The 23,964-nt window shown below is 63.9% G+C and carries 18 protein-coding genes; 12 read left to right on the plus strand and 6 right to left on the minus strand.

Annotation, left to right across the window (positions count from 1 at the left end; genetic code table 11):
- Window positions 1–292 precede the first annotated feature (292 nt).
- Window positions 293–1,003: an MbcA/ParS/Xre antitoxin family protein gene (locus tag J0I79_RS09795; RefSeq protein WP_292856927.1), complete on the plus strand. Its 711-nt coding sequence runs from the start codon at window positions 293–295 to the stop codon at window positions 1,001–1,003.
- Window positions 1,004–1,021: 18 nt separating this feature from the next.
- Here the strand turns inward: J0I79_RS09795 and speB are convergent, their stop codons facing one another.
- Together speB and J0I79_RS09805 are read right to left on the minus strand one after the other, a co-directional pair.
- Window positions 1,022–1,981 carry an agmatinase gene (speB, locus tag J0I79_RS09800; protein WP_292856929.1) on the minus strand — a complete coding sequence of 320 codons (960 nt, stop codon included), beginning with the start codon at window positions 1,979–1,981 and terminating at the stop codon, window positions 1,022–1,024.
- Window positions 1,982–2,022: 41 nt separating this feature from the next.
- Window positions 2,023–3,123: an extracellular solute-binding protein gene (locus J0I79_RS09805; RefSeq protein WP_292856931.1), complete on the minus strand. Its 1,101-nt coding sequence runs from the start codon at window positions 3,121–3,123 to the stop codon at window positions 2,023–2,025.
- 122 nt (window positions 3,124–3,245) lie between these two features.
- Here J0I79_RS09805 and J0I79_RS09810 point away from each other — a divergent pair, with 122 nt between their 5' ends.
- The gene (locus J0I79_RS09810) at window positions 3,246–4,151 is read left to right on the plus strand and encodes a LysR substrate-binding domain-containing protein (RefSeq protein ID WP_292856934.1); all 906 of its coding nucleotides are present in this window, start codon (window positions 3,246–3,248) and stop codon (window positions 4,149–4,151) included.
- A 19-nt stretch (window positions 4,152–4,170) separates the two neighbouring features.
- Here J0I79_RS09810 and J0I79_RS09815 read toward each other — a convergent pair whose 3' ends face one another.
- Complete coding sequence (locus J0I79_RS09815; protein WP_292856936.1) at window positions 4,171–6,450, minus strand: NADP-dependent malic enzyme; 2,280 nt, start codon at window positions 6,448–6,450, stop codon at window positions 4,171–4,173.
- A 254-nt stretch (window positions 6,451–6,704) separates the two neighbouring features.
- On the opposite strand from J0I79_RS09815, the gene mutS reads away from it, so the two are divergent.
- The 3 genes from mutS (at window position 6,705) to J0I79_RS09830 (ending at window position 10,557) form a co-directional block, all read left to right on the plus strand.
- Window positions 6,705–9,437, plus strand: a complete 2,733-nt coding sequence (mutS, locus tag J0I79_RS09820) for a DNA mismatch repair protein MutS (RefSeq protein WP_366014133.1) — start codon at window positions 6,705–6,707, stop codon at window positions 9,435–9,437.
- A gap of 204 nt (window positions 9,438–9,641) precedes the next feature.
- The gene (locus J0I79_RS09825; RefSeq protein WP_292856938.1) at window positions 9,642–9,944 is read left to right on the plus strand and encodes a hypothetical protein; all 303 of its coding nucleotides are present in this window, start codon (window positions 9,642–9,644) and stop codon (window positions 9,942–9,944) included.
- A 13-nt stretch (window positions 9,945–9,957) separates the two neighbouring features.
- Complete coding sequence (locus J0I79_RS09830; RefSeq protein WP_292856940.1) at window positions 9,958–10,557, plus strand: hypothetical protein; 600 nt, start codon at window positions 9,958–9,960, stop codon at window positions 10,555–10,557.
- Between the two features lie 16 nt (window positions 10,558–10,573).
- On the opposite strand, the gene J0I79_RS09835 is transcribed toward J0I79_RS09830, so the two are convergent.
- The 3 genes from J0I79_RS09835 to J0I79_RS09845 form a co-directional block, all read right to left on the minus strand.
- Window positions 10,574–11,419 carry an aldo/keto reductase gene (locus J0I79_RS09835; protein WP_292856942.1) on the minus strand — a complete coding sequence of 282 codons (846 nt, stop codon included), beginning with the start codon at window positions 11,417–11,419 and terminating at the stop codon, window positions 10,574–10,576.
- Between the two features lie 87 nt (window positions 11,420–11,506).
- Complete coding sequence (locus tag J0I79_RS09840) at window positions 11,507–11,896, minus strand: DUF305 domain-containing protein (RefSeq protein WP_292856944.1); 390 nt, start codon at window positions 11,894–11,896, stop codon at window positions 11,507–11,509.
- A gap of 43 nt (window positions 11,897–11,939) precedes the next feature.
- A complete protein-coding gene (locus J0I79_RS09845) occupies window positions 11,940–14,447 on the minus strand; it encodes a heavy metal translocating P-type ATPase (RefSeq protein ID WP_292856946.1) in 2,508 nt (835 codons plus the stop codon).
- A gap of 202 nt (window positions 14,448–14,649) precedes the next feature.
- On the opposite strand from J0I79_RS09845, the gene J0I79_RS09850 reads away from it, so the two are divergent.
- The 7 genes from J0I79_RS09850 (at window position 14,650) to J0I79_RS09880 (ending at window position 23,962) form a co-directional block, all read left to right on the plus strand.
- Window positions 14,650–15,462: a glycosyltransferase family 25 protein gene (locus J0I79_RS09850; protein WP_292856948.1), complete on the plus strand. Its 813-nt coding sequence runs from the start codon at window positions 14,650–14,652 to the stop codon at window positions 15,460–15,462.
- 349 nt (window positions 15,463–15,811) lie between these two features.
- A complete protein-coding gene (locus J0I79_RS09855; protein WP_292856950.1) occupies window positions 15,812–16,615 on the plus strand; it encodes a glycosyltransferase family 25 protein in 804 nt (267 codons plus the stop codon).
- Between the two features lie 52 nt (window positions 16,616–16,667).
- Window positions 16,668–17,495: a glycosyltransferase family 25 protein gene (locus J0I79_RS09860; RefSeq protein ID WP_292856952.1), complete on the plus strand. Its 828-nt coding sequence runs from the start codon at window positions 16,668–16,670 to the stop codon at window positions 17,493–17,495.
- A 339-nt stretch (window positions 17,496–17,834) separates the two neighbouring features.
- Window positions 17,835–18,734 carry a glycosyltransferase family 25 protein gene (locus tag J0I79_RS09865; protein ID WP_292856954.1) on the plus strand — a complete coding sequence of 300 codons (900 nt, stop codon included), beginning with the start codon at window positions 17,835–17,837 and terminating at the stop codon, window positions 18,732–18,734.
- Window positions 18,735–18,824: 90 nt separating this feature from the next.
- Complete coding sequence (locus J0I79_RS09870) at window positions 18,825–21,626, plus strand: [protein-PII] uridylyltransferase (protein ID WP_292856956.1); 2,802 nt, start codon at window positions 18,825–18,827, stop codon at window positions 21,624–21,626.
- Window positions 21,627–21,666: 40 nt separating this feature from the next.
- Window positions 21,667–23,295, plus strand: coding sequence for a murein biosynthesis integral membrane protein MurJ (murJ, locus tag J0I79_RS09875; protein ID WP_292856958.1), 1,629 nt, complete (start codon window positions 21,667–21,669; stop codon window positions 23,293–23,295).
- A 136-nt stretch (window positions 23,296–23,431) separates the two neighbouring features.
- Window positions 23,432–23,962: a dTDP-4-dehydrorhamnose 3,5-epimerase family protein gene (locus J0I79_RS09880; RefSeq protein ID WP_292856960.1), complete on the plus strand. Its 531-nt coding sequence runs from the start codon at window positions 23,432–23,434 to the stop codon at window positions 23,960–23,962.
- Window positions 23,963–23,964: the final 2 nt, after the last annotated feature.

A 23,964-nucleotide genomic window follows, 5' to 3' on the forward strand; every position in this document is an offset into this window, starting at 1 on the left:
ATCGCGACGGTAGCGATCCTTCGCGCCCCCCTCTGCCCTGCCGGGCATCTCCCCCACAAGGGGGGAGATCGGCGACTTTACCGTCGCGCGGTTGTCACATATCGCTCCTACACGAAAATGAGAGCGCTCCGTGACTGACATTTCGGGGCGCTTATCGGGGTGTGGAAGAATGCAGGACAGCTGCCTGTCTGGTTGCTGCATCTGTTTCCGTTGCGCTTTCCGCTTTCAGTCGTAGCCGTTCAACAAATGGCCGCCGCTGAGGGAGGAGAGCGCGCGGTCCAGAGACAGATGCATGACCAAATTTCAGATTGAGACGACCGGCATCACGCAGGACGATTTCGCCGAGATGGTGGCGGAAAAAGTCGAACGCGCGCTTGCCCACTATGACGAGGCCATCAACAAGCCCACAATGGTTTCCGTCGGCAAGATAGCCGGCTCCATAGCGTCGGCAGTCACCTTGCTGTCTCCCAAACACCAGCGCGCCATCGACGCCATCCATGCCGATCTTCCCGGCCTCGCCGCGAAATTCGTGCGCGCGCTGGCGGCGGAAGCCGCGCGCCGCAGCGAGGCCGGCGTCGCCGGCGCCGACAGCCTGCCTTCGGTGCCGATTGCCAACGCCGAAACCCCGCCCCCGCTGCCGCAATCCGACGATCTCGAATCGATGCTGATCGAGGATTGGGCCGGCCGCGTCGCCGGCTCCACCTATCTGGAGGAAAACCTCCACATCGCGCGCTCGACGCTGCATCGCTGGCAAAGGCGAAACGACGTCGTCGCCTTGCGCAAGGGCGGCCGCAAGCACGTCTTCCCGCTGGCGCAGTTCGTCGACGGCAGGCCGGTGGCTGGTCTCTCCGAAGTGCAGGCCCAGATCGGCAATCCAAGGCTTGCCTGGCTCTGGCTGACGCGCCCCGCCATTCAGCTTGACGGCCGCATTCCGATCGACCTGCTGCGAGCCGATCAGGTCGAAGAGGTCGTCGAGGCGGCGCGAGGCGCTGCGGCGGGTTGAATCCGGCAGAGAGGCCCTTCAGCCTTTCCGCTCCGCCAAAAGGCCAAGATAGTGCTGCAGCACCGTCGCGCCCGCGATCGAAGTGATATCGGCGTGATCATAGGCAGGCGCCACCTCGACGACGTCAGCGCCGACAATGTCGAGCGAACCGATCCGGCGCAGGATCATCAGGGCCTCACGCGAAGAGAGGCCACCCGCGACCGGCGTGCCGGTGCCGGGAGCGTAAGCCGGATCGAGGCAATCGATATCGAAAGTCAGGTAGGCCTTGGCATCGCCGACGCGAGCCTTGATGCGCTCGACAGTGCCGGCGACGCCAAGCTCGGCGACATCTTCTCCGTAAAGAATCTCAAGTCCGCAGGTTTCCGGCGCATGGGTCCTGATGCCGACCTGGATCGAGCGGTCCGGCCTGATGATGCCTTCGCGCACGGCGCGGGCGACGAAGGAGCCGTGGTCGATGCGCTGCTCCTCGTCGAACCAGGTGTCCTGATGGGCGTCGAACTGGACAAGCGCCATCGGGCCGTATTTCCTGGCATGCGCACGCAGCAAGGGCCATGTCACATAGTGATCGCCGCCGATGGAGAGCAGCGTGACGCCGGCATCCACCACTTCGCTCGCCTGCGCCTCGATTTGCCGTGGCGTATCGTCATGCCGGCCGAAATCGAGCCCGCAATCGCCATAGTCGATCACCGCCAGCTTCTCGAACGGGTCGACCTGGAACGGATATTGCGGGTCGCCCTCGAGAATGGCGGAAGCGCGCCGCACGCCTTGCGGCCCGAAGCGGGCGCCCGGACGATTGGAGACCGCCGCGTCGAAGGGGATGCCCCATATCGCGGCATCGACGCCGGTGAGATCGCGGCTCAGCCTGCGGCGCATGAAGGACAGGACGCCGCTGTAAACCGGCTCATGCGAGCCGCCGTGGATGTTCTTGCCGAAGACGGCATTGTCGGTTTCGCGGGCGCGTGGCGGGGATTGCAACATTTGCTGATGTCCGTTCTGGAGGGCTGGTCGCGGAAGAGGGTTCAATCGGTTCCGGTAACGAAACTCGTCCATAGACGAGTGACTGTGCGCAGCGACTTCGGATCGCGCGGCTGGGCGGCGAAGAGCCGCTTCAGTATGTCCTTGGAGAAATAGATGTTGGGGTTGTCGCTCACGGCCTTGTCGACCAGCGGCGTCGCGGCCTGGACGGCATTGGGATAAAGCGTGGCATTGGTAAAACGCGCGCTGACCTGGGGCGACAGCAGGAAATTGATCAGCGCATGGGCATTCTCCGGATGCGGCGCATCGACAGGAATGGTCATGACGTCAAAGAAGATTTCGGTGCCTTCCCTCGGCACGGCATAGCGCACTTCGATGCCGTTCCTGGAGTCGGCCGCCCTGGCGTTGGCGCCGATCGCATCGCCGCTCCAGCCGAGCGCCAGGCAAAGATCGCCCGACGCCAGTTCGGTCATGATCGAGCCCGACTTGAAATGCCTGATGTAGGGTTTGATGGCGGCAAGCAAGGCGCCGGCCTTGCGCAATTCGGCCTCGTTGGTCGAGAACGGATCGAAGCCGAGATAGTTGAGCGCCACCGACATCACGCCCTCGGGTGAATCGACCATGGCGATGCCGCAGTCCTTGAATCTGGCGGCGACCTCCGGCTTGAAGATCATGTCGAGGCTGTCGACCGGCGCATCCTTCATGCGTTGCGCGATCGTGGCCGGATTGTACATGATGCCAGTGGTGCCGTAGGCATAGGGGATCGAATAGGCATTGCCAGGATCCTGCCTGGCCAGGAAGGCCATGATATCCGGGTTCAGGCCGGCGGCATTGGGAATGGCGGCCTTGCCGAGCTTCTGGATGGCGCCCGCCTTGGCGTACTGTCCGACGAGCGAGGCGCCCGGCATGATCAGGTCGTAGCCGGAGCCTCCGGTCAGCGCCTTGGTCGTCAGCATGTCGACAGAATCGAACGTGTCGTAGACGATCTTGATGCCGGTTTGTTTCTCGAACTCGGCGATGGTCTCGGCCGGCACATAGTCGTACCAGAAGTAGATGTTGACCGTCTTGTCCTCGGCGGCGGACGCACCGCCGCATAGCGCCGAAAGGCCAAGCATCGAAGCGGCAAGCAAGGCAAGACGGCGCATGGCAAACACCTCTTTGCGGGTCGGGATGGCGGCAAGACTGCCCGACGCGGCCACCATCGACAAACGGCGTTTTATCGATCCATACTTGACAAAAACTCATCTGTTGCCATGTCATCCGCCCCATGAAGCTTCCGTCCCTCAACGCGATCCGGGCTTTCGAAGCGGCGGCGCGGCTGCGCAGCTTCAAGAGCGCCGCCGATGAGTTGCGGCTGACGCCCTCGGCCGTAAGCCGGCACATCCGCTCGCTGGAACAGGCGCTGGGCACCGACCTATTCGAGCGCGGCATCCGGCAGGTGACACTGACGCCGAAAGCCACCCACTATGCCCGCAGGCTTTCCACCGCTTTCAGGTCGATCGAAAATGCCACGGAGGAAATGGATAGCCATGGCCGGCCGGAAGCCGCCAGACGCGCCTCGCTGTCGATCAACGCCACCTTCATGAACCTGTGGCTCGCCGATCGCCTGCCGCAATTCCGCGCCGAGCATCCCGACTGCGAGCTCGATGTGGCGATCCATGACGATGAAAACCGGGGCGGCAATCCGAGCGCGGACCTGCGCGTGCTGTTCACGGCCGACACCGATCCGTCACTGGTGCAGCTCGTTGCGCTGGCGGTGTTTCCTGTCTGCGCGCCGTCGCTTCTGGAGGGGCCGCAGGCGCCGAAAAGACCGGCCGATCTGGCAAGGTGCCGGCTGCTGCACGAAAACACCACCGCCTGGTGGGAGGAATGGTTCGAGAAGGAAGGGCTGACCGGGCTCGACGCCAGATCCGGCCCGATTTTCCACGACCCGGCGCTGGCGGTGCGCGAGGCCGTCAACGGCGGCGGCGTGGCGCTGATCGACAACATCATGGCGCAGGACCTGCTGGCCAGCGGCCGATTGGTGGCGCCGTTCAGAGGGCGTCACGCAATCGCGCAAAGCTATTGCCTACAACAGAGGTCGGGCAGCCGAAGCACGGCAAGCATCAGGCTGTTTCGCAAATGGCTGCTCGCGGAGATCGACGAGCACAAGCGGGTGATGGGGCTGGCCTGAGGCCTCGCGCGACTCCCCCTCAAGTCCCAGCCGAATAGGCCGCGATCGCCGCCATATTCACGATGTCGCTATCCTTCGCATTCAGCGACACGATCTGCACCGGCTTGTTCAGCCCGACCAGCAGCGGGCCGATGACTGTCGAGCCGCCGAGTTCCTGCAGCATCTTGGTCGAGATCGAGGCCGAGTGGAAGGCCGGCATGATCAGCACATTGGCCGGGCCGGTCAGCCTTATGAACGGGTATTGCGCCATGGCGCGGGCGTTGAGCGCGACATCGGCGGCCATTTCGCCGTCATACTCGAAATCGACACGCCGCTTGTCGAGGATGCGCACCGCTTCCTGGACGCGCTCGGAACGCTCGCCCTGCGGGTGGCCGAAGGTGGAATAGGCAAGCATGGCGAGCCTCGGCTCGTAGCCCATGCGGCGGGCAAAGCCTGCCGCTTCCTCGGCGATGTCGGCGATCTGCTCGGCGTTGGGCATGTCGTGCACGGCGGTGTCGGCGACGAGCACCGTCTTGCCGCGCGCCAGCACGATCGAAACGCCGATGACGCGGTGGCCGGGCTTGGCGTCGATGACGCGCCTGATGTCGTCGAGCGCGGTCGAATAGTTGCGGGTCACGCCGGTGACGATGCCGTCGGCGTCGCCCAGCGCCACCATGCAGGCGGCGAAGTGGTTGCGGTCGTTGTTGATCAGGCGCTGGCAGTCGCGGAACAGGAAGCCTTTGCGCTGCATGCGCTCGTAGAGATAGTCGGTGTAGATGCCGTTGCGGCGCGACAGGCGGGCATTGATGATCTCGATGCCCTGCTTGTTCAGATCGATGCCGGCGTGCTTGGCATTTTCCTTGATGACGTCGTCGCGGCCGAGCAGGATCGCCGTGCCGAGCTTCTGGTTCACATAGGAGACGGCGGCGCGCATCACCTGCTCCTCCTCGCCCTCGGCGAAGACGATGCGCTTGGGCTGGCGGCGCACGCGGTCATAGATGCGCTGCAGCGTCGAGGCGATCGGGTCGCGGCGGGCGGACAGTTCCTGCGCGTAGCGGTCGAGGTCGAGGATCGGCTTGCGCGCGACGCCCGACTCCATCGCCGCCTTGGCCACGGCGAGTGGAATGGCCGAGATCAGGCGCGGATCGAACGGCACCGGGATGATGTAGTTGGGACCGAATTTCGGCCGGTTGCCCTGATAGGCGGCGGCGACGTCGTCAGGCACGTCCTGGCGCGCCAGTTCGGCGAGCGCGCGGGCAGCTGCGATCTTCATGTCGTCATTGATGGTGGTGGCCCTGACATCCAGCGCGCCGCGGAAGATGTAGGGAAAACCGAGCACGTTGTTGACCTGGTTCGGATAGTCCGACCGGCCCGTCGCCATGATGGCGTCGGTGCGGATCTCGGCCACTTCCTCAGGCGTGATCTCCGGATCGGGATTGGCCATAGCGAAGATGATCGGGTTCTTGGCCATGGACTGCACCATGGCCGTCGTCAGCGCGCCCTTGGCCGACAGGCCGAGGAAGACATCGGCGCCATCGAGCGCCTCGGCCAGCGAACGCGTGTCGGTTTTCACCGCATGCGCCGACTTCCACTGGTTCATGCCTTCGGTGCGGCCCTGGAAGACCACGCCCTTCGTATCGCACAGGATGATGTTTTCCGGCGCGAAGCCCATCGCCTTCATCAGCTCGATGCAGGCGATGCCGGCCGCGCCGGCGCCGTTGCAGACCAGCTTGGTGGTCTTCATGTCGCGGCCGGTGATCTCCAGCGCGTTGATCAGGCCGGCGGCGGAGATGATGGCAGTGCCGTGCTGGTCGTCGTGGAAGACGGGGATGTCCATCAATTCGCGCAGGCGCTGCTCGATGATGAAGCATTCCGGCGCCTTGATGTCCTCCAGATTGATGCCGCCGAACGAGGGGCCGAGGAAGCGCACGCAATTGATGAACTCGTCGGCGTCCTCCGTGTCGACTTCCAGGTCGATGGAATCGACATCGGCGAAGCGCTTGAACAGCACCGACTTGCCTTCCATGACCGGCTTCGACGCCAGCGCGCCGAGATTGCCGAGGCCGAGGATGGCGGTGCCGTTGGAAATGACGGCGACCATATTGCCGCGCGTCGTGTAGTCGAAGGCGCGGCTTGGGTCCTCAGCGATGGCGCGCACGGGAACGGCGACGCCAGGCGAATAGGCGAGGCTCAAATCGCGCTGCGTCGTCATCGGCTTGGTGGCGACGATCTCGAGCTTGCCGGGGCGGCCCATGGCGTGGAATTCGAGCGCTTCCTGCGCGCTGACCGACGGACCGCTGTTTTCGGTTTTTCTTGCCATGATGCTTTTGATTTCCTCGCCATTGCGGCACCTCCTTGGGAGCGGGTGCCTTGCAGGCTTCGAATTAAGACTACGCGCGGCGCGCTGTAAACCGCCAAGCTCGGCAAAGCTGCTTCAACGCGAACGGGGCGTGTCGAAGGTCGCTGCGCGCAGTCACGCTGCCGAATCTTGGGTGCCACTTGCAGGCCGTCGTCCCCTGCTTTTCGAGGCGCCGGCATTAAACCCGGCCGCCACATCTGCTAGCGTGCCGCGCCATGAACATGCACAGCCCCAGCGAACCCGACGCCCCCGAGGTGATCACGCCGCCGCAGCCCGGCACGGCGGGTGTGACGCCGATGATGGAGCAGTTCATCGAGATCAAGGCGGCGAACCCGGATTCGCTGCTGTTCTACCGCATGGGCGATTTCTACGAACTGTTCTTCGACGACGCAGAGAAAGCGAGCCGGGCGCTGGGCATCGTGCTGACCAAGCGCGGCAAGCATCAGGGCCACGACATTCCCATGTGCGGCGTGCCGGTGCATGCGGCGGATGATTATCTGCAGAAGCTGATCGGCCAGGGGTTCCGCGTTGCCGTCTGCGAGCAGATCGAGGATCCGGCCGAGGCCAAGAAACGCGGCTCGAAATCGGTGGTGCGCCGTGACGTGGTGCGGCTGGTCACGCCCGGCACCATCACCGAGGACAAATTGCTGGCGCCCTCGGAATCGAGCTTTCTGATGGCGCTGGGGCGGGTGAAGGGCGGCAGCGAGCACGCCTTTGCTCTGGCCTGGATCGACATCTCCACCGGCGCTTTCCGCGTCGCCGAGACTACCGCCGACCGGCTGCTCGCCGACATCTTCCGCGTCGATCCGCGCGAGCTGATCCTGGCCGAACCTGTGTTTTACGATCCCGAGTTGAAGCCTGTGTTCGACGTGCTTGGCCGCGTCGCCAACCCGCAGCCGCCGAGCCTGTTCGATTCGGCCTCGGCCACGGGACGCATCGCGCGCTTCTTCGATGTCGCGACCCCCGACAGTTTCGGCACTTTTTCGCGCGCCGAACTGTCGGCGATCTCAGGCGCCATCGCCTATGTCGAGAAGACGCAGAAGGCCGAGCGGCCGCCTTTGTCACGCCCCGAGCGCGAGGAGCAGGGCTCGACGCTGTTCATCGATCCGGCGACGCGCGGTAATCTGGAACTGCTGCGCACGCTGTCCGGCAGCCGCGAAGGCTCTCTGTTCAAGGCGATCGACCGCACGGTGACCGGCGGCGGCGCAAGGCTGCTCGCCGACCGCCTGATGGCGCCGCTGACCGACCCGGCCGCGATCTGCGCACGCCTGGACTCGGTGTCGTTCTTCCGCTCGGAAACCCGGCTCTGCCAGGCGGTGCGCACAAGCCTGAAGAGCGTCGCCGACATGCCGCGCGCGCTGTCCAGGCTGGCGCTCAATCGCGGCGGCCCGCGCGATCTCGGCGCGCTGCGCGCCGGCTTCGAGGCGGCGGGCGCGATCGCCGATATCTTTGCCGTGGCCACCCTGCCCCAGGAGCTTACGGCTGCGTTGGCCGCCATCAAGGCTTTGCCCGAGGCACTTGCCGGACACCTGGCGCAGGCGCTGGGCGAGGAACTGCCGCTGCTGAAACGCGACGGCGGCTTCGTGCGTGGCGGTTACCATCCGGAACTCGACGAGATGCGGGCGCTGCGCGACGAATCGCGCAAGGTGATCGCCGGGCTGGAGCGCTCGCTGATCGAGGAGACCGGCATCCGCTCGCTGAAGATCCGGCACAACAACGTGCTCGGCTACTATATCGAGGTGACCGCCAACCATCACGCTGTCATGACCGGCAGCGACGGCGCCAAGGCGCGCTTCATCCACCGCCAGACCATGGCTAACGCCATGCGGTTCACCACGACGGAGCTTGCCGGACTGGAGACCAAGATCGCCAATGCGGCAGACCGGGCGCTCAGCATCGAACTGGCGGCCTTCGACACGCTGACGGCGGAAGCGGTCGGCGAGGCCGGGGCGATCCGCGCCGGCGCCGACGCGCTGGCCGTAATCGACGTGTCGGCGGCACTTGCGCTGCTTTCGGAGAGCGAGGCCTGGTGCCGGCCTGTCGTGGATGCCAGCCTGGCCTTCGAGATATCGGGCGGCAGGCATCCTGTCGTGGAGCAGGCGCTGCGCCGTTCGGGCGAAGGGCCGTTCGTCGCCAATGATTGCGACCTGTCGCCGGAAGGCGGCGCCAGGAACGGCGCGATCTGGCTGCTGACCGGCCCCAACATGGGCGGTAAGTCGACATTCCTGCGCCAGAACGCGCTGATCGCCATTCTGGCCCAGACCGGTTCCTTCGTGCCGGCGGCATCAGCCCATATCGGTGTGGTCGATCGCCTGTTCTCGCGCGTCGGCGCCTCCGACGACCTGGCGCGCGGCCGCTCGACCTTCATGGTCGAGATGGTCGAGACGGCGGCGATCCTCAACCAGGCTGGCGAGCGGGCACTCGTCATCCTCGACGAGATCGGCCGCGGCACCGCCACCTTCGACGGCCTGTCGATCGCCTGGGCGGCGGTGGAATATCTGCACGAGAAGAACCGCTGCCGGGCGATCTTCGCCACGCATTTCCACGAGATGACCTCGCTCGCCGGCAAGCTGGCGCGGCTTCACAACGTCACCATGCGGGTCAAGGAATGGGAAGGCGACGTCGTCTTCCTGCACGAGGTCGGCAAGGGCGCGGCCGACCGTTCCTACGGCGTCCAGGTGGCGCGGCTCGCCGGCCTGCCGGAAGCGGTGGTCGACCGGGCCAAGGCGGTGCTGCACCAGCTGGAGGAAGGCGAGGTTTCCGGCAAGACCAACCGGCTGGTCGACGACCTGCCACTGTTTTCGGTCGCCGTGAAGCGCGAAGCGCCAAAGCCGGTGAAGAGCGACGCGCTGGGCGCGGCGCTCGGCGAGATCAATCCCGACGAAATGACGCCAAGGGAAGCGCTGGAGGCGCTTTACCGACTGAAGGGAATGGCCGGCAAAAGCTAGGCCGTGCCCGGCTGCCGAACAGCCCGTGGTTGCCGTTACTCCCGGCTTTGCCTGGATGCGCATCTGGTCTAAGCTCCTGCCCTGCGGTGCAACGTCCTGCGGGGGATTGCCATGGCAACCATTTCAAGTCCGGGGCATCCCGATTGCAGCATCGACTGCCCGGGATCGGGATACGCGGTTTTCGTCGACCCCTACGGTCCCTGCATGGCGGGCTGCGACCAGGACGAATTCTCCACGGCCATGATCAACCTGTTTCGCAATCAGGACAGGATTTCGAGCCTGTCCGGCCGGGTCGTCGGCGTGAAGGGCGCGGTGCTCGCGCGCATGGCGCTGGCTATTCGCGGCTTCGCGCCGGATGAAACCGCCGACGACCGGAACTGGCTAGAACGGCTGGTGATCGAACGGGGCGATGAGCGTTTCAGCGCCGAATGGCGGCAACAAAGCCTGTCCGAGGTCATCGAGACGCTGGCCGCGGCGACGGGCCGGCAGATCCCAAGAGCAGCTTAGCGAGCCTGTCGTCATGGACTGGCAGACGATCAATGGCTGGATTTCCTGGACCTCGCTCGGGCGAGTACGCAATTCATTCCTGTCGAAAGCGTTGACGGCCCTTTCGCTTGCCGCCTTCGTGCTCGCCAACGCCGCGCCAAAGCTCGAGGAAGCCGGCATGGACATGGATTCGGCCCGCTTCGTCTTCTGGGGCGGCTTCGTCTTCCTGGCCGGTTACCTGTCTTTCGCTCTTCTGGCGCCGATCGAGTTCCGGAGAGCCGGCGAAATCGACGAGATCGTCGGCCGCATGGGCGGCCTTGCCGACTGGAATTTCTTCCAGTCCCGGCTGTTGCTTGCGACCAACCTGCTTCAGTCGATGCAAGGCGCCGTATATCTCAATCCGCCCGAGGGAGCGATGATGTTCCTGCGCCAGCAGATCGATATGGCCAAGAAGCTGAAATCGGGCGATTCCTGGGACGACAGCGCCAAAAGCCTCTATCACGCCGACCTCAATCTGCGGCAGTACCGGCGCCCGATCTATCGCATGGCGGTTGCCCTGCTGCTGGCGATCGGTGCGCTCACCGTGATCTATCCGACCTTGAAGAACATCGCCCTGGCCCTGGTCCATTTCTGACGAGCCCGAGGCCCGTTCAGATCATCTCCAGCCCACGCTTGCGGGTGGGCGGCGGGAAGGCACGGTCGAGATCGGCGATGTCTTCGCCGGTAAGTCCGATGTCGAGCGCGGCAAAATTCTCGCGCACATGCTCCTGGCTGCTGGCCTTGGGGATGGCGATGACGCCCTCCTGCCGCATCACCCAGGCCAGGGCGATCTGTGCCGCGGTCGCATCGTGTCGGGCAGCTATGGCTTCAAGCCTGCCATTATTCGCCAGCGCGCCCTGTTCCACCGGCGAATAGGCCATCAGCGGAATGCCACGCTTCCGGCTCCAGGGCGCCAGATCGAATTCGAGCCCGCGCCGCACGAGATTGTAGAGCACCTGGTTGGTCTGGACATTGGCGCCCTCAGGCAGACCAACCAGTTCCTCCATGTCGTCGGTGTCGAAATTGCTGACGCCCCAGTGGCGGATCTTGCCGGCCTTCTTCAAGGCCTCGAAGGCATCGACCGTCTCACCCAGGGGCACGCTGCCCGGCCAATGCAGGAGATAGAGATCGATGCAGTCGGTCGCGAGGCGCTTGAGACTGCTTTCGCAGGCGCGTTGCACGCCCGCGCGCGAAGCGTTCGACGGCAGCACTTTCGAGACCAGGAAGACTTCGGCGCGACGGCCGGCAATAGCCTCGGCCACGACCTCCTCGGCACCGCCGCTGGCATACATTTCGGCGGTATCGATCAGCGTCATGCCGAGATCGAGACCAAGCCTGAGCGCGTTGACCTCCTGGACGCGGCGGCGCGAATCCTCGCCCATCTTCCACGTGCCCTGGCCGAGAACCGGTATGGTTTCGCCGCAGGGCAGCGTGGTGGTTCTCATGATCGATGGCATGGCTGGCTCCCGTTGGAGCAGGATCGCATCACAGGCCGGGCGGGAAATCCAGAGGCGTTCTCGCCGCGGCCGCTTTGCGATGCGAGGCTATTTCGCCGGATGGGCGGCGAGCCAATCCTGCATCTGCTTGATCTCGGCTTCCTGCGCGGCGATGACGCCTTCGGCGAGCTTGCGGATTTCGGGATCCTTGCCGTTGGCGAGCTCGACCTTGGCCATGTCGATGGCGCCCTGGTGGTGCGGAATCATACCGCGCACGAAATCGACATCGGCATTGCCGGTATAGTCGATCATCATGTCGCCATGCATCTTGTCCATCGCTGCCTTGTAGCCTTCGGTCGAAGGGCTGGTGGCATCCGTCGCCATGCCGGCCATGTCGTGTTTCATCTCCTCGCTCTGCGCCGGAACGCTTTCGAGGAAGACGGCGAGCAGCATTCCGGCCGCCATCAGCAAAAGCACGAGTTTCTTAGCCAAGGTCATTCATGATCTCCTGTTGTCTGGGTTTCGTATTTGGGGGTTTGGATCAGAGTTTCAACGTCCGCAGCCGCAATGCGTTTGCTATGACCGAGACCGAGGACAGGCTCATGGCCGCTGCTGCCAGCATCGGCGACAGAAGCGTGCCGGTGAGCGGATAGAGGACGCCGGCCGCGACCGGCACGCCAAGCACGTTGTAGAGGAAGGCGAAGAACAGGTTCTGCCTGATATTGCGGATGGTCGCCCGGGCCAGCGTGCGTGCCCGCACGATGCCGTTGAGATCGCCCTTGACCAGCGTGATGCCCGCGCTTTCGACCGCCACATCGGCCCCGGTGCCCATGGCGATGCCGACATCGGCGGCGGCCAGGGCCGGCGCGTCGTTGACGCCGTCGCCGGCCATGGCGACGCCCTTGCCCTTGCCGCGCAATTCTTCGACCAGAGCCGCCTTCTGTTCCGGCAGCAGGCCGGCGCGAACCTCGTCAATGCCGAGCTTCCCGGCAATCGCCCGGGCCGTGCGCTCATTGTCGCCGGTCGCCATGATGATCCTCAAGCCGCCGCCATGCAGCGCCTTGATCGCCTCGGCGGTGGTCGCCTTGACCGGATCGGCGACCGCGAGGATGCCGGCCAGCCTGCCGCCGACAGCGACGAACATTGCCGTCTTGCCATCACCCTGCAGCGCCTGCGCGTTCGCGAGAATCGGGGAAATGTCGACGCCGAGATCGTGCATCATCGCAGCATTGCCGAGCGCGACCTTGTTGCCCGAGACCGTGCCGGAGACGCCCTTGCCGGTGACCGCCTCGAAGCCGACAGCTTCGGCGACGGCCATGCCGCGCTGAACAGCGCCTTCGACGATTGCCTCGGCCAGCGGGTGCTCCGAGCCCTTCTCCAGGCCCGCCGCTAGCGCCAGCAATTCGCCTTCGGAAAAGCCGCTGGCGGCGATAACATCGGTCAGTTTCGGCCGGCCCTCGGTCAATGTGCCGGTCTTGTCGATGATCAGCGTGTCGACGGAAGCGAAGCGTTCGAGCGCGGCCGCCTCCTTGATCAGCACGCCGGCATGCGCGCCGCGCCCGGTGGCGGTCATGATCGACATCGGCGTGGCGAGGCCGAGCGCACAGGGGCAGGCAATGATCAGCACCGATACCGCCGAGACGATGGCGAAGATCAGGCTGGGCTCGGGACCGAAGGCCGCCCAAGCGAAGAAAGCCGCGATGGCGACAAGCACGACGGCGGGGACAAAGTAGAAGGAAACACGGTCGGCCAGACCTTGGATCGGGGCACGCGAGCGCTGTGCCTTGGCGACGAGCTCGACGATGCGCGACAGTGTGGTCTCGGCGCCAACGCGCTCGGCGCGCATGATCAGCGAGCCGTTCTTGTTGAGCGTGCCGCCGGTGAGCGCATCGCCCTCGGCTTTCTCGACCGGAAGCGGCTCGCCCGTGATCATCGATTCGTCGATTGAGGAACGCCCCTCCAGCACGATGCCGTCGACAGGCACGGCTTCGCCCGGCCGGATGCGCAGGCGTTCGCCGGCCTTGACGCTGTCGAGCGGCACGTCGCTTTCACTGCCGTCCTGCGCGATGCGGCGCGCGGTCTTCGGCGCGAGATCAAGCAAGGCGCGGATCGCCGATCCGGTCTTTTCGCGGGCGCGCAACTCCAGCACCTGGCCAAGGAAAACCAGGGCGACAATGACGGCTGCGGCCTCGAAATAGACCGGCACCCCGCCGCCATGGACGCGGAACTGGTGCGGGAAGATGTCGGGAAACAGCGTCGCGACAATGCTGTAGAGATAGGCCGCGCCGACACCCAGCGAGATCAGCGTCCACATGTTGGGACTGCGATTCAGGATCGAGCTCCAGCCGCGATGGAAGAACGGCAGGGCGGCCCACAACACCACCGGGCTCGCCAGAACGAGTTCCAGCCAGGTTTTGGCCCGGTTGCTGATCAGCGTTTCAAAGCTCAGGCCGACCATCGGCGCCATGGCAATGACCAGCAGCGGCACAGACAGGACGGCACTCACCCAGAACCGCCTGGTGAAATCGACCAGTTCGGGATTTGGCCCCTCGTCGCCAGACGGCACGCCCATCGGCTCCAGCGCCATGCCGCAGATCGGGCACGAGCCGGGCTTGTCCCTGATCACCTCGGGATGCATCGGGCAGGTGTATTGCGTGCCCTTGGGCATCGGCGCCGGCTCCGGCCTGTCGCCAAGATAGTTCTGCGGTGCGGCCTCGAACTTCGCCTTGCAGCCGGCGGAGCAGAAATAGAAGCCCTGGCCTTCATGGCGGACAAAGTGCTTGGCCGTGGCGCGGTCGACGCTCATGCCGCAAACAGGATCGGTGGCCGTCAGATAGTTCTCCGGCTCGGCCTGGAACTTCGAGCGGCAGCGCTCGCTACAGAAGTGATAGAGCGCGCCGCCATGCTCCGATGTCGGCTTGCCCGCGGCCGGATCAACGGTCATGCCGCAGACAGGGTCGCGCGAGACCGCCTCCGCCGTCGCGCCTTTCGGCGCACAACAGCTGCCATGCGCGCCATGGGAGTGGTGGTCGTGGTCTGAATGCGCCATTTCAAAATGCCTTAATGTGACTGCTTCGGCTCCGAGGTAGTGCTTCCAGTAACTGGAAGGTCAAGGGCTGTTTTGCTTTTCCTGTTTCAAGCACTGCGAAAATCGCCCCAGTCCCCCTGCACAAGCGTGCGGGCGGTGTTAAAAGCCGGGCTGCCGATGTCATTCGCCGCCTTACATTCACCCCGTTAGATTCCGGTCGACAATGAAGTGCCTGGTCATAAATCTCGATCGGTCCCCTGATCGGCTTGTCCATATGACGGCCGAGTTCAACCGCATCGGCACCGCCTTCGAGCGCGTCGTGGCTGTCGATGGGTACAGCCATCCCGAACTCGAACAGCAGCCTCAGCACCCGATGTACGGAGCGCGTCAGTTGTCGAGCAGCGAAATCGCCTGTTTGCACAGTCATCGCGCCTGCTGGTCGATCATCAGCCGGGGCGACGCCCCCCACGGCGCTGTCTTCGAGGACGACGTGGTCTTCTCGGCGAATGCCGGCCACTTGCTTTCCGGCAGCGGCTGGATTCCTGCCGACGCCGACATCGTCAAACTGGAAACGTACTTCAGGAAGACCACGATTCATCGGACAGGGATTCCAGCCGGTCATGGTTTCTCCACGTTCAGGCTCTTCAAGTTCCATCCGGGAACCGGAGGCTACATCATCTCCAGACAAGCCGCTCGCGATCTTCTCGACGCTACAGAGAAGATGAATTTCACAGCCGATGATCTGGTCTTCAATCCGGCGTTCTCGAACCTCTCCAGCAGAACGATATACCAGCTTGCCCCCGCCCTGTGCGCACAGGGTCAGTTCGTCGACTCCATGGCAGCGGGATTGCCAAGTCTGCTCGACCAGGAGCGTGAGACCAAATGGGCTTCCAGCGGACTGGCGACGAAACGCCGCCGGCCGGTGGGTGAAAGGCTCAGGACCGAGACCGGGCGAATCCTGGAATGGGTCGCCGATTTCTGCAAATTTCGCCGACGGGCGATCATCCCTCTCGATCCGCCGGCGCCGAGGGACTGACCCCGGCTTGCCCATGTCATGGCAGCTAAAGTTCTCCCAGAAATAGTTCGCAACCCCGGTTGTCCGACATGGTAGAGAACACCCCGCTCCCGGTGGGAAATGCATCGGCTATGAAGTGCCTGTCGTCACGCTTGACGGGCCTCGATCCACCCGGGGCGAAAGAGGAACTCTGTATACAAATTTTTCGTCTATCGCACCGTGTAATATTCAAGTAATATCTAATCTATAGACCGTTTTAATTCTTCAATCCTGATTTCTGCAAGACCCACCCAGAGACGGCCACCAAAAACATACCAAAACCTGCGTTAGCGGCTTCTATATATCCGCGAGTAAAGACTTTCGTGCCAAAATGAAATGCCTGGTTATCAATCTCGATCGCTCTCCGGACCGGCTCGCCCACATGACCGCCGAGTTTGCCCGCATCGGCATCCCTTTCGAGCGGGTCGTGGCGGTCGATGCAAGGCAACATCCAGGACTCACGCAGCAACGCCAGCATCCAAGGTACGCCGTACAGCCTTTATCGGGCAGTGAGATCGCCTGCCTGCACAGCCATCGCGCCTGCTGGACCATCATTGCCCAGGGCGAGGCCCCTCATGGCGCCGTCTTCGAGGACGACATCGTGTTTTCCGCGAAAGCCGGAGCGTTGCTCGCCGATACGAGTTGGGTTCCGGCCGATGCCGACATCGTCAAGCTGGAGACGTTCTTCCATACCACTGTGATCCAGCGCGAGCGGTTTCCCATCGGCCACGGCTTTTCGATGTTCCGGCTCCGCAAGAATCATATAGGGGCCGGAGGATATTTGCTATCCAGACAGACAGCCCGCGAGCTCCTGCTGGCGACCACAGAGATCAACGTAGCGGTGGACAATCTCATTTTTGATCCGGCGTTCGAGACGTCGACCAGCAAAACGATATACCAGCTTGTTCCCGCCCTTTGCGCGCAGGAACAGTTCATAGGCGCGAGGCTGCCCAGCCTGCTTGCGCCGGAACGGGATGCCGCTTGGCTTGCAAGCGGACTTGCGGTCAAACGCAGGAAACCGGCCATGGCGAGGATCGGCAGGGAGACCTCGCGGACAGCGCGCTGGGTTGCGGATTTCTGCAGGTTCCGACGGCAAATTGTCGTCCCGCTTGGCGCGATCGAGGCTGAAGGCTAACTGGACGGCCTGACGGACAAACCAGTCCACCACACTGAATATGTCTTGAGAAATGAAGTACCTGCTTATCAATCTCGATCGGTCTCCCGAGCGGCTTCAACATATGACGGCCGAGTTCACCCGGATCGGCATCGGGTTTGAGCGGGTTGCGGGGGTCGATGCCATGGACCATCCGGATCTGGTCCTACAACCGCAACACGCCATCCACGCCAACCGGCCGCTTTCGGGAAGCGAGATCGCCTGCCTGCATAGCCATCGTGAGTGCTGGAAGATCATCGCGCGGGGCGACGCGCCATACGGCGCCGTATTCGAGGACGACATGGTCTTCTCCGCCAGGGCTGGAGTGTTGCTTGCCGACATGGAGTGGGTGCCCGCCGACGCCGACGTCGTGAAGCTGGAGACCTTCTTTTCCAGAACCGTGGTGCAAAGAAGAAAAGCCTCCGCCGGGCATGGCTTTTCCACGACAAGGCTGCACAAGGGCCATCCTGGGGCTGGCGGCTATCTCCTTTCGCGGCGAATGGCGTGCGATTTCCTCGCGGCGACAGAAGGCCTCAACATCGCCGTCGATGACCTCATATTCAATCCTGTCTTTTCCGCGGGAAGAGCGACCTACCAGCTGATGCCTGCCTTGTGCGCGCAGGACCAGTTCGTCGGCGAAAGGCTGCCGAGCCTGCTTGACCGGGAGCGGGACGCGGCGCGGATGGCGAGCGGGCTTATGACCAAATACAGGAGCCCTGCAATTGTCAGGATCGCAAGGGAAGCTCGGCGTACCATGAGGTGGGCCGCCGACTTCTGCAGGCTACGGCGACAGATCATAGTCCCCCTCGATCGGGTTGAACCATCGGCTGGAGCCGGCCGATTTCAAGTCGAGTCGACCTGAAACCTGAGTCCGCTCTCAATCAAAGAGATAGAGCAAACGAAAACCCTTTGTCCGAGAAAGCCGCTCAGCACTTTTCGGCACCATTCTCGACGCCGGCAGGCCCCATACCCAGCGCCGCGAAAACGCGCTATAGACGTTGCCCAGAAGGCAGCGCCGACCGGGACCTATGGCGAAAGTCTCCCTGAAGCTCGTTGAACTGATCGACGGCGAAGCGTTGCGCCCCCGATATGGGCGCGCTGACACTGTAACCGCAAGCGACGGCTCCGGGCGGCCGCCCGCGCCGGCTCGCAGCGGCTTCTCAAGGCCCGCCTCGCCGAAGGCCGCAAGATATCCGTCGCCATGCCGCGGCAGGATGGCGGCGGCATGGCCGGGGTGTTCTTCTCAAGGCTTCGCGGTAAACTCAATTCCCTGACCCGGTCGAACATGAGGTGCCTGGTTATCAATCTCGATCGGTCTGCCGAACGGCTCGCCCATGTTACGGCGCAGTTCGCGCTCATCGGCGTCGCCTTCGAACGGGTTCAGGCGATCGACGCCCAGGATCGGCCCGAACTCGATCATCTGCCTCAGCATGTCCGGTATGAAAAACGGCTGCGCCTTACCTCAGGCGAGATCGCCTGCCTGCTCAGCCACAGGGCCTGCTGGACAATCATAGCGCAGGGCGACGCTCCCTTTGGTGCCATTTTCGAAGACGATATTGTCTTTTCCAGCAAGGCCAGCGCATTGATCGGCAATGCCGACTGGATCCCGGCCGATGCCGATATCATCAAGCTGGAAACCTTCTTCTGGAATCCGTTAGTCGGACGAAAACGCATCCCTGCCGGGGCGCATTTTTCCTTGTTCCGGCTCTACGCAGAACACGTCGGAACCGGAGGGTACATCGTTTCGAAACGGGCGGCGCGCAACCTCATCGACGCGACCAGGGAGATCAGCGTCGCGGTGGACGATCTCGTGTTCAACCCGATCTACCAGCCGCCGCCCCGCAAGACGGTCTATCAGATGGTTCCAGCGCTCTGCATCCAGGATCATTTGCTTGGCGACAAGGCGTTCGGATTGCCAAGCCTGCTCAAGCAGCCCCGGGACGCCCAATGGGCCGCTGTCGAGGTCGTGCAAAAACCCAGAAAGACGGCCGCAGGGCGCGTCAAGGCAGAATTCGCGCGGGTCGTTCAGCGCGTTGCCTATTTCTGCCTGCAGCGGCAAAAGATGGCCATTCCCTTCGATCGACCCGATGCCAAGGACTAGCCAGCCCAAAGCGGGCTTTCGCCGCCCCATACCCACAGCCGAAAAAACAAGCTATAGACGCCGCCGAAAAGGCGAGGCCAACCGGCACTGATGGCACGAATCTCCCTGAAGCTTGATGAACTGATCGACGGCGAAGCCTTGCGCCGCCAGATGAGCGCGCTGACGGTCGCAACGGCGGGCGACGGTTCCGGACCGGCCGCCCGCGCCGGCGTGCTGCAGCTTCTCAAGGCCCGGCTCGCCGAAGGCCGCAAGATCGCCGAAGCCATGCTGAGGCAGGACGGTGGCGGCAATGCCTGCGCCGAACGGCTGTCGCATCTCATGGATGAACTGATCCGGGCGCTCTATGATTTCGCCGCGACGCATGTCTACAGGGTGAAGAACCCCTCGGCGGCGGAACGCATGGCGGTCGTTGCCGTCGGCGGCTATGGTCGCGGCACGCTGGCGCCGGGATCCGATATCGATCTGTTGTTCCTGCTGCCCTACAAGCAGACGCCCTGGGGCGAACAGATCGTCGAGTACATGCTCTACATGCTGTGGGACATGGGGCTGAAGGTCGGCCACGCCACCCGCAACATCGATGAGTGCCTCAGGTTGTCGCGCACCGACATCACCATCCGCACCTCGATCCTCGAGGCTCGCTTCCTGTGGGGCGAGAGCAAGCTCTATGACGAATTGATGCTGCGCTTCGACCACGAGGTGGTGCGCACGACAGGGCCGGAATATGTCCAGGCCAAGCTCGCCGAACGCGACGAGCGGCACGCCAAGGCCGGTGAAAGCCGCTATCTGGTCGAGCCCAATGTCAAGGACGGCAAGGGCGGCCTGCGCGACCTCCAGACGCTGTTCTGGATCGGCAAATATTTCTACCGCGTACGCACCGGCGAGGAGCTGGTGGAAAAAGGCGTCTTCACCGAGGCCGAATACCGCGAATTCCAGAAGGCCGAGGATTTCCTCTGGGCGGTGCGCTGCCATATGCATTTCCTGACCGGCAAGGCCGAGGAGCGGCTGCATTTCGATATCCAGCGCGAGATCACCGAACGGCTGGGTTATACCAGCCATCCAGGCCTGTCGGCGGTCGAGCGCTTCATGAAGCACTACTTCCTGGTCGCCAAGGATGTCGGCGACCTCACACGCATCTTCTGCGCCGCGCTCGAGGAGGAGCAGGCCAAGCACGTGCCGGGCTTCAACCGCATCTTCCTCACCTTCCAGCGGCGCAAGCGCAAGCTCGCCGGCACGTCCGACTTCATCGTCGACAACCACCGCATCAACATCGCCGATGACGGCGTTTTCGAGCGCGACCCGGTCAATCTGCTCCGGCTGTTCTGGTTCGCCGACAAGCACGGGCTGGAATTCCATCCCGACGCACTGAAGCTGCTGACGCGGTCGCTCGGCCTGGTCAACAAATCGCTGCGGCGCGACGAGGAGGCCAACCGGCTGTTCCTCGACATCCTGACCTCGGACCGCAACGCCGAGCTCAATCTGCGTCGCATGAACGAGGCCGGGCTGCTCGGCAGGCTGATCCCCGATTTCGGCAAGATCGTCGCCATGATGCAGTTCTCGATGTACCACCACTATACGGTGGACGAGCACCTGATCCGCTGCATCGGCGTGCTGGCCGAGATCGAGCGCGGCGACGGCGAGAAGATCCATCCGCTGTCGCACTCGTTGATGCCGGGCCTGAAGAAGAGCCGCGAGGCGCTCTATGTCGCCGTGCTTCTGCACGACATCGCCAAGGGCCGGCCGGAAGACCATTCCGAGGCCGGCGCCAGGATCGCGCGGCGTATCTGCCCGCATATGGGGCTCTCGGCAGCCGACACCGAAACGGTAGCCTGGCTGGTCGAGAACCATCTGGTCATGTCGATGACGGCGCAGACGCGCGACCTCAACGACCGCAAGACCATCGAGGATTTCGCCTCGATCGTGCAGTCGGTCGAGCGGCTGAAGCTGCTGCTGATCCTCACGGTGTGCGACATCAGGGGCGTCGGTCCGGGCGTCTGGAACGGCTGGAAGGGCCAGTTGCTGCGCACGCTCTACTACGAAACCGAACTGCTCCTCACCGGCGGCTTCTCGGAGGTCTCGCGCGCGGAGCGCACGGCCGCCGCGCGCGAACATCTGGCCGAGGCGCTCGCCGACTGGCCCGACAAGCAGCGCAAACGCTATGTCGGGCTGCACTATGAGAATTACCTGCTGACCGTCGACCTGCCGGACCAGCTTCGCCACGCCGGATTCGTCCATGAGGCGGACGCGGCCGGCAAGAAGCTCGCCACCATGGTCAAGACGCACCAGTTCGAGGCCGTGACCGAAATCACCGTGCTGGCGCAGGACCATCCCCGCCTCCTGTCGGTGATCGCGGGTGCCTGTGCGGCGGCCGGCGGCAACATCGTCGATGCGCAGATCTTCACCACGTCCGACGGCCGGGCGCTGGACACGATCCTGATCTCACGGGAATTCGACCGCGACGAGGACGAAAGGCGGCGCGCCGAGCGGGTGGGCCGGCTGATCGAGGATGTGCTGTCGGGCAAGAGCTGGCTGCCCGAGATGATCGAGAAGCGGACCAAGCCCAAGCGTGGCTCCAAGGTCTTCAAGATTCCGCCGCGCGCCGAAATCCGCAACACGCTGTCGAACCGGTTTTCCGTCATCGAGGTGGAGGGGCTGGACCGCCCGGGCCTGCTGTCCGAGATCACCGGCACGCTGTCCGACCTGTCGCTCGACATTGCCTCGGCGCACATCACCACCTTTGGCGAAAAGGTCATCGACACCTTCTACGTCACCGATCTGACCGGCCAGAAGATCGACAGCCCGGCCCGTATCGCCGCTATCCGCAACCGCCTGATAGCGACACTCGAAGGCGCCGCGCACGAACGCGGCGGCAAGGCCAAGGCGGCCGCCGAGTGAGCGAGACCATTCCCCTATCCCACAGGCAGTCGTCGAACGCATGAGCCTCGTCAAAAAATTCGCCACCGTCGCTTCCGGCACGCTGATGAGCCGCGCGCTCGGCTTCGGCCGCGAGATGCTGATGGCCGCGGCGCTCGGCACCGGGCCTGTCGCCGACGCCTTCAACGCCGCCTTCCAGTTTCCCAACACCTTCCGCCGGCTGTTCGCCGAGGGCGCCTTCAACGCCGCCTTTGTGCCGTTGTTCGCCAAGGAGATCGAGACGCACGGCACCGACGGCGCCAAGCGCTTTTCGGAGGAAGTGTTCGGCGTGCTGTTCTCCGCGCTGCTGGTGTTGACGATCGCCATGGAACTGGCGATGCCGCTGATCGTGCGCTACCTGGTGGCGCCGGGCTTCGCAGAGACGCCAGGCAAGTTCGAGACGACCGTCCAGCTCGCGACGATCATGTTCCCGTATCTCATCTGCATGTCGCTCGCCGCCATGATGGCGGGCATGCTGAATTCGCTGCGCCGCTATTTCGCCGCCGCGATCGCACCCGCCTTTCTCAACATCATCCTGATCAGCGTGCTCGGCTACGCCTGGTATCATGGCCTCGACGCGCATGATGTCGGCTTCGCCCTGTCCTGGGGGGTGCTGGCGGCTGGCATCGTGCAGCTTGCCATTGTCTGGGTGGCGGTGCGCAATGCGGGCATTTCGATCGGCTTCCGCCGCCCGCACATGACACCTAACGTCAAGCGCCTGCTGATCCTGGCGTTGCCGGCGGCGATCACCGGCGGCATCACCCAGATCAACCAGCTGATCGGCACGGCGATCGCCTCGGCGCAGAACAGCGCGGTGTCCTCGCTTGCCTATGCCGACCGTGTCTACCAGCTGCCGCTCGGCGTGGTCGGCGTCGCGGTGGCGATCGTGCTGTTGCCGGAACTGTCGCGGGCGCTGAAGTCGGGCAATTTGATCGAGGCGGCGAATCTGCAGAACCGCTCTGTCGAATTCACTCTGTTCATGACCCTGCCGGCGGCGGTGGCGCTGTGGGTGATGTCTGAGCCGATCGTGCGTCTGGTCTATGAGCGCGGCGCTTTCGCGGCCAACCATTCGACCCCGACAGTGGCGGCGATCCTGGCGATTTTCGGCCTCGGCCTGCCCGCCTTCGTGCTGATCAAGGCCTTCACCCCGGGCTATTTCGCCCGCGAGGATACGCGCACGCCGATGATCTTCGCCGCCATTTCGGTGGCGGTGAATGTGATCACCGCGCTGACGCTGTTTCCCTCCATGGGAGCGCCTGGCATTGCCGTCGCCTCGGCCGTTGCCGGCTGGGTCAACGCGCTGATGCTGCTTGCCGTGCTGATCCGGCGCGGCCATTGGGGCCGCGACGTGCCGCTGCTGAAACGGATTCCGCGCCTGATCCTGTCGGCGGCGGTGATGGGCGTGGCGCTGTATTTCGCCGAGCACTGGCTGGCCATCAGGCTCGGCCCCGGCTCGCCGCTTTTCGTCAAGGCAACGACGCTGCTGGCGCTGGTGGCCGGCGGCGCGCTGCTCTATTTCGTCACCGCCTTCGCGACCGGCGGCGCCGATTTCGGCATGATCCGGCGCAATGTGAAGCGGGGTAACGCCAAGGCGCCTCCGGTGCAGCCAGGCTCGCCTGATGGGCCAGGTCCGGGCACTCTGAACGGATAGACCCGGACAAGTGGACGGCCGGCGGATCGAGGAAAAGTGAAACACTCTTCCATTTGATGTCGCGTTAAACCAAGAGAATGGCGCATAATGCGTCTTGGGTATCGGCTCCAGCTCCGGGGCCAAAGGGGGAATTGGGATGGCGGATTTATCGCTTGCGGATTTCGTCGACGACGAGCCATGGCGGGATGACGTTCCGCTACTGGAGGATGTCCCGGCGCAGAACCTGATTGCCGGGGTGCGGATGCAACGTCTGGCCACACACGCCGACAAGCGTGGCGACCTGACCGTTCTGATGTCGGCGCTGCGGGAGCCTGTGGCTGCGCCGCCGCATGTCTATCTCGTGTCGGCCGAGCCAGGGTCGATCAGGGCCTGGGTCTATCACAAGCGGCAATTCGACCGGCTGGCCTATACCAACGGCGATATCAGGGTTGTCCTCTACGATCTGCGCGAGGATAGCCCGACATACCGCAAGCTCGACATTCTCGACGTCGGCGCCGCCAACAAGATACTGCTGACCATTCCACCATTCGTGGTTCATGGCGTCCAGAACCGGGGCAAGACCGCGGCGACATTCGTCAACATGCCGACCAACGTGTACGACCCCGAGAATCCGGACAAGTCGCGCGTCCGCTTCGACCACCCGGGCATTCCTTATCGATTCGGCTGAGC

The organism is Mesorhizobium sp., from assembly GCF_017306585.1.
In the GTDB taxonomy this organism is placed as follows: domain Bacteria; phylum Pseudomonadota; class Alphaproteobacteria; order Rhizobiales; family Rhizobiaceae; genus Mesorhizobium.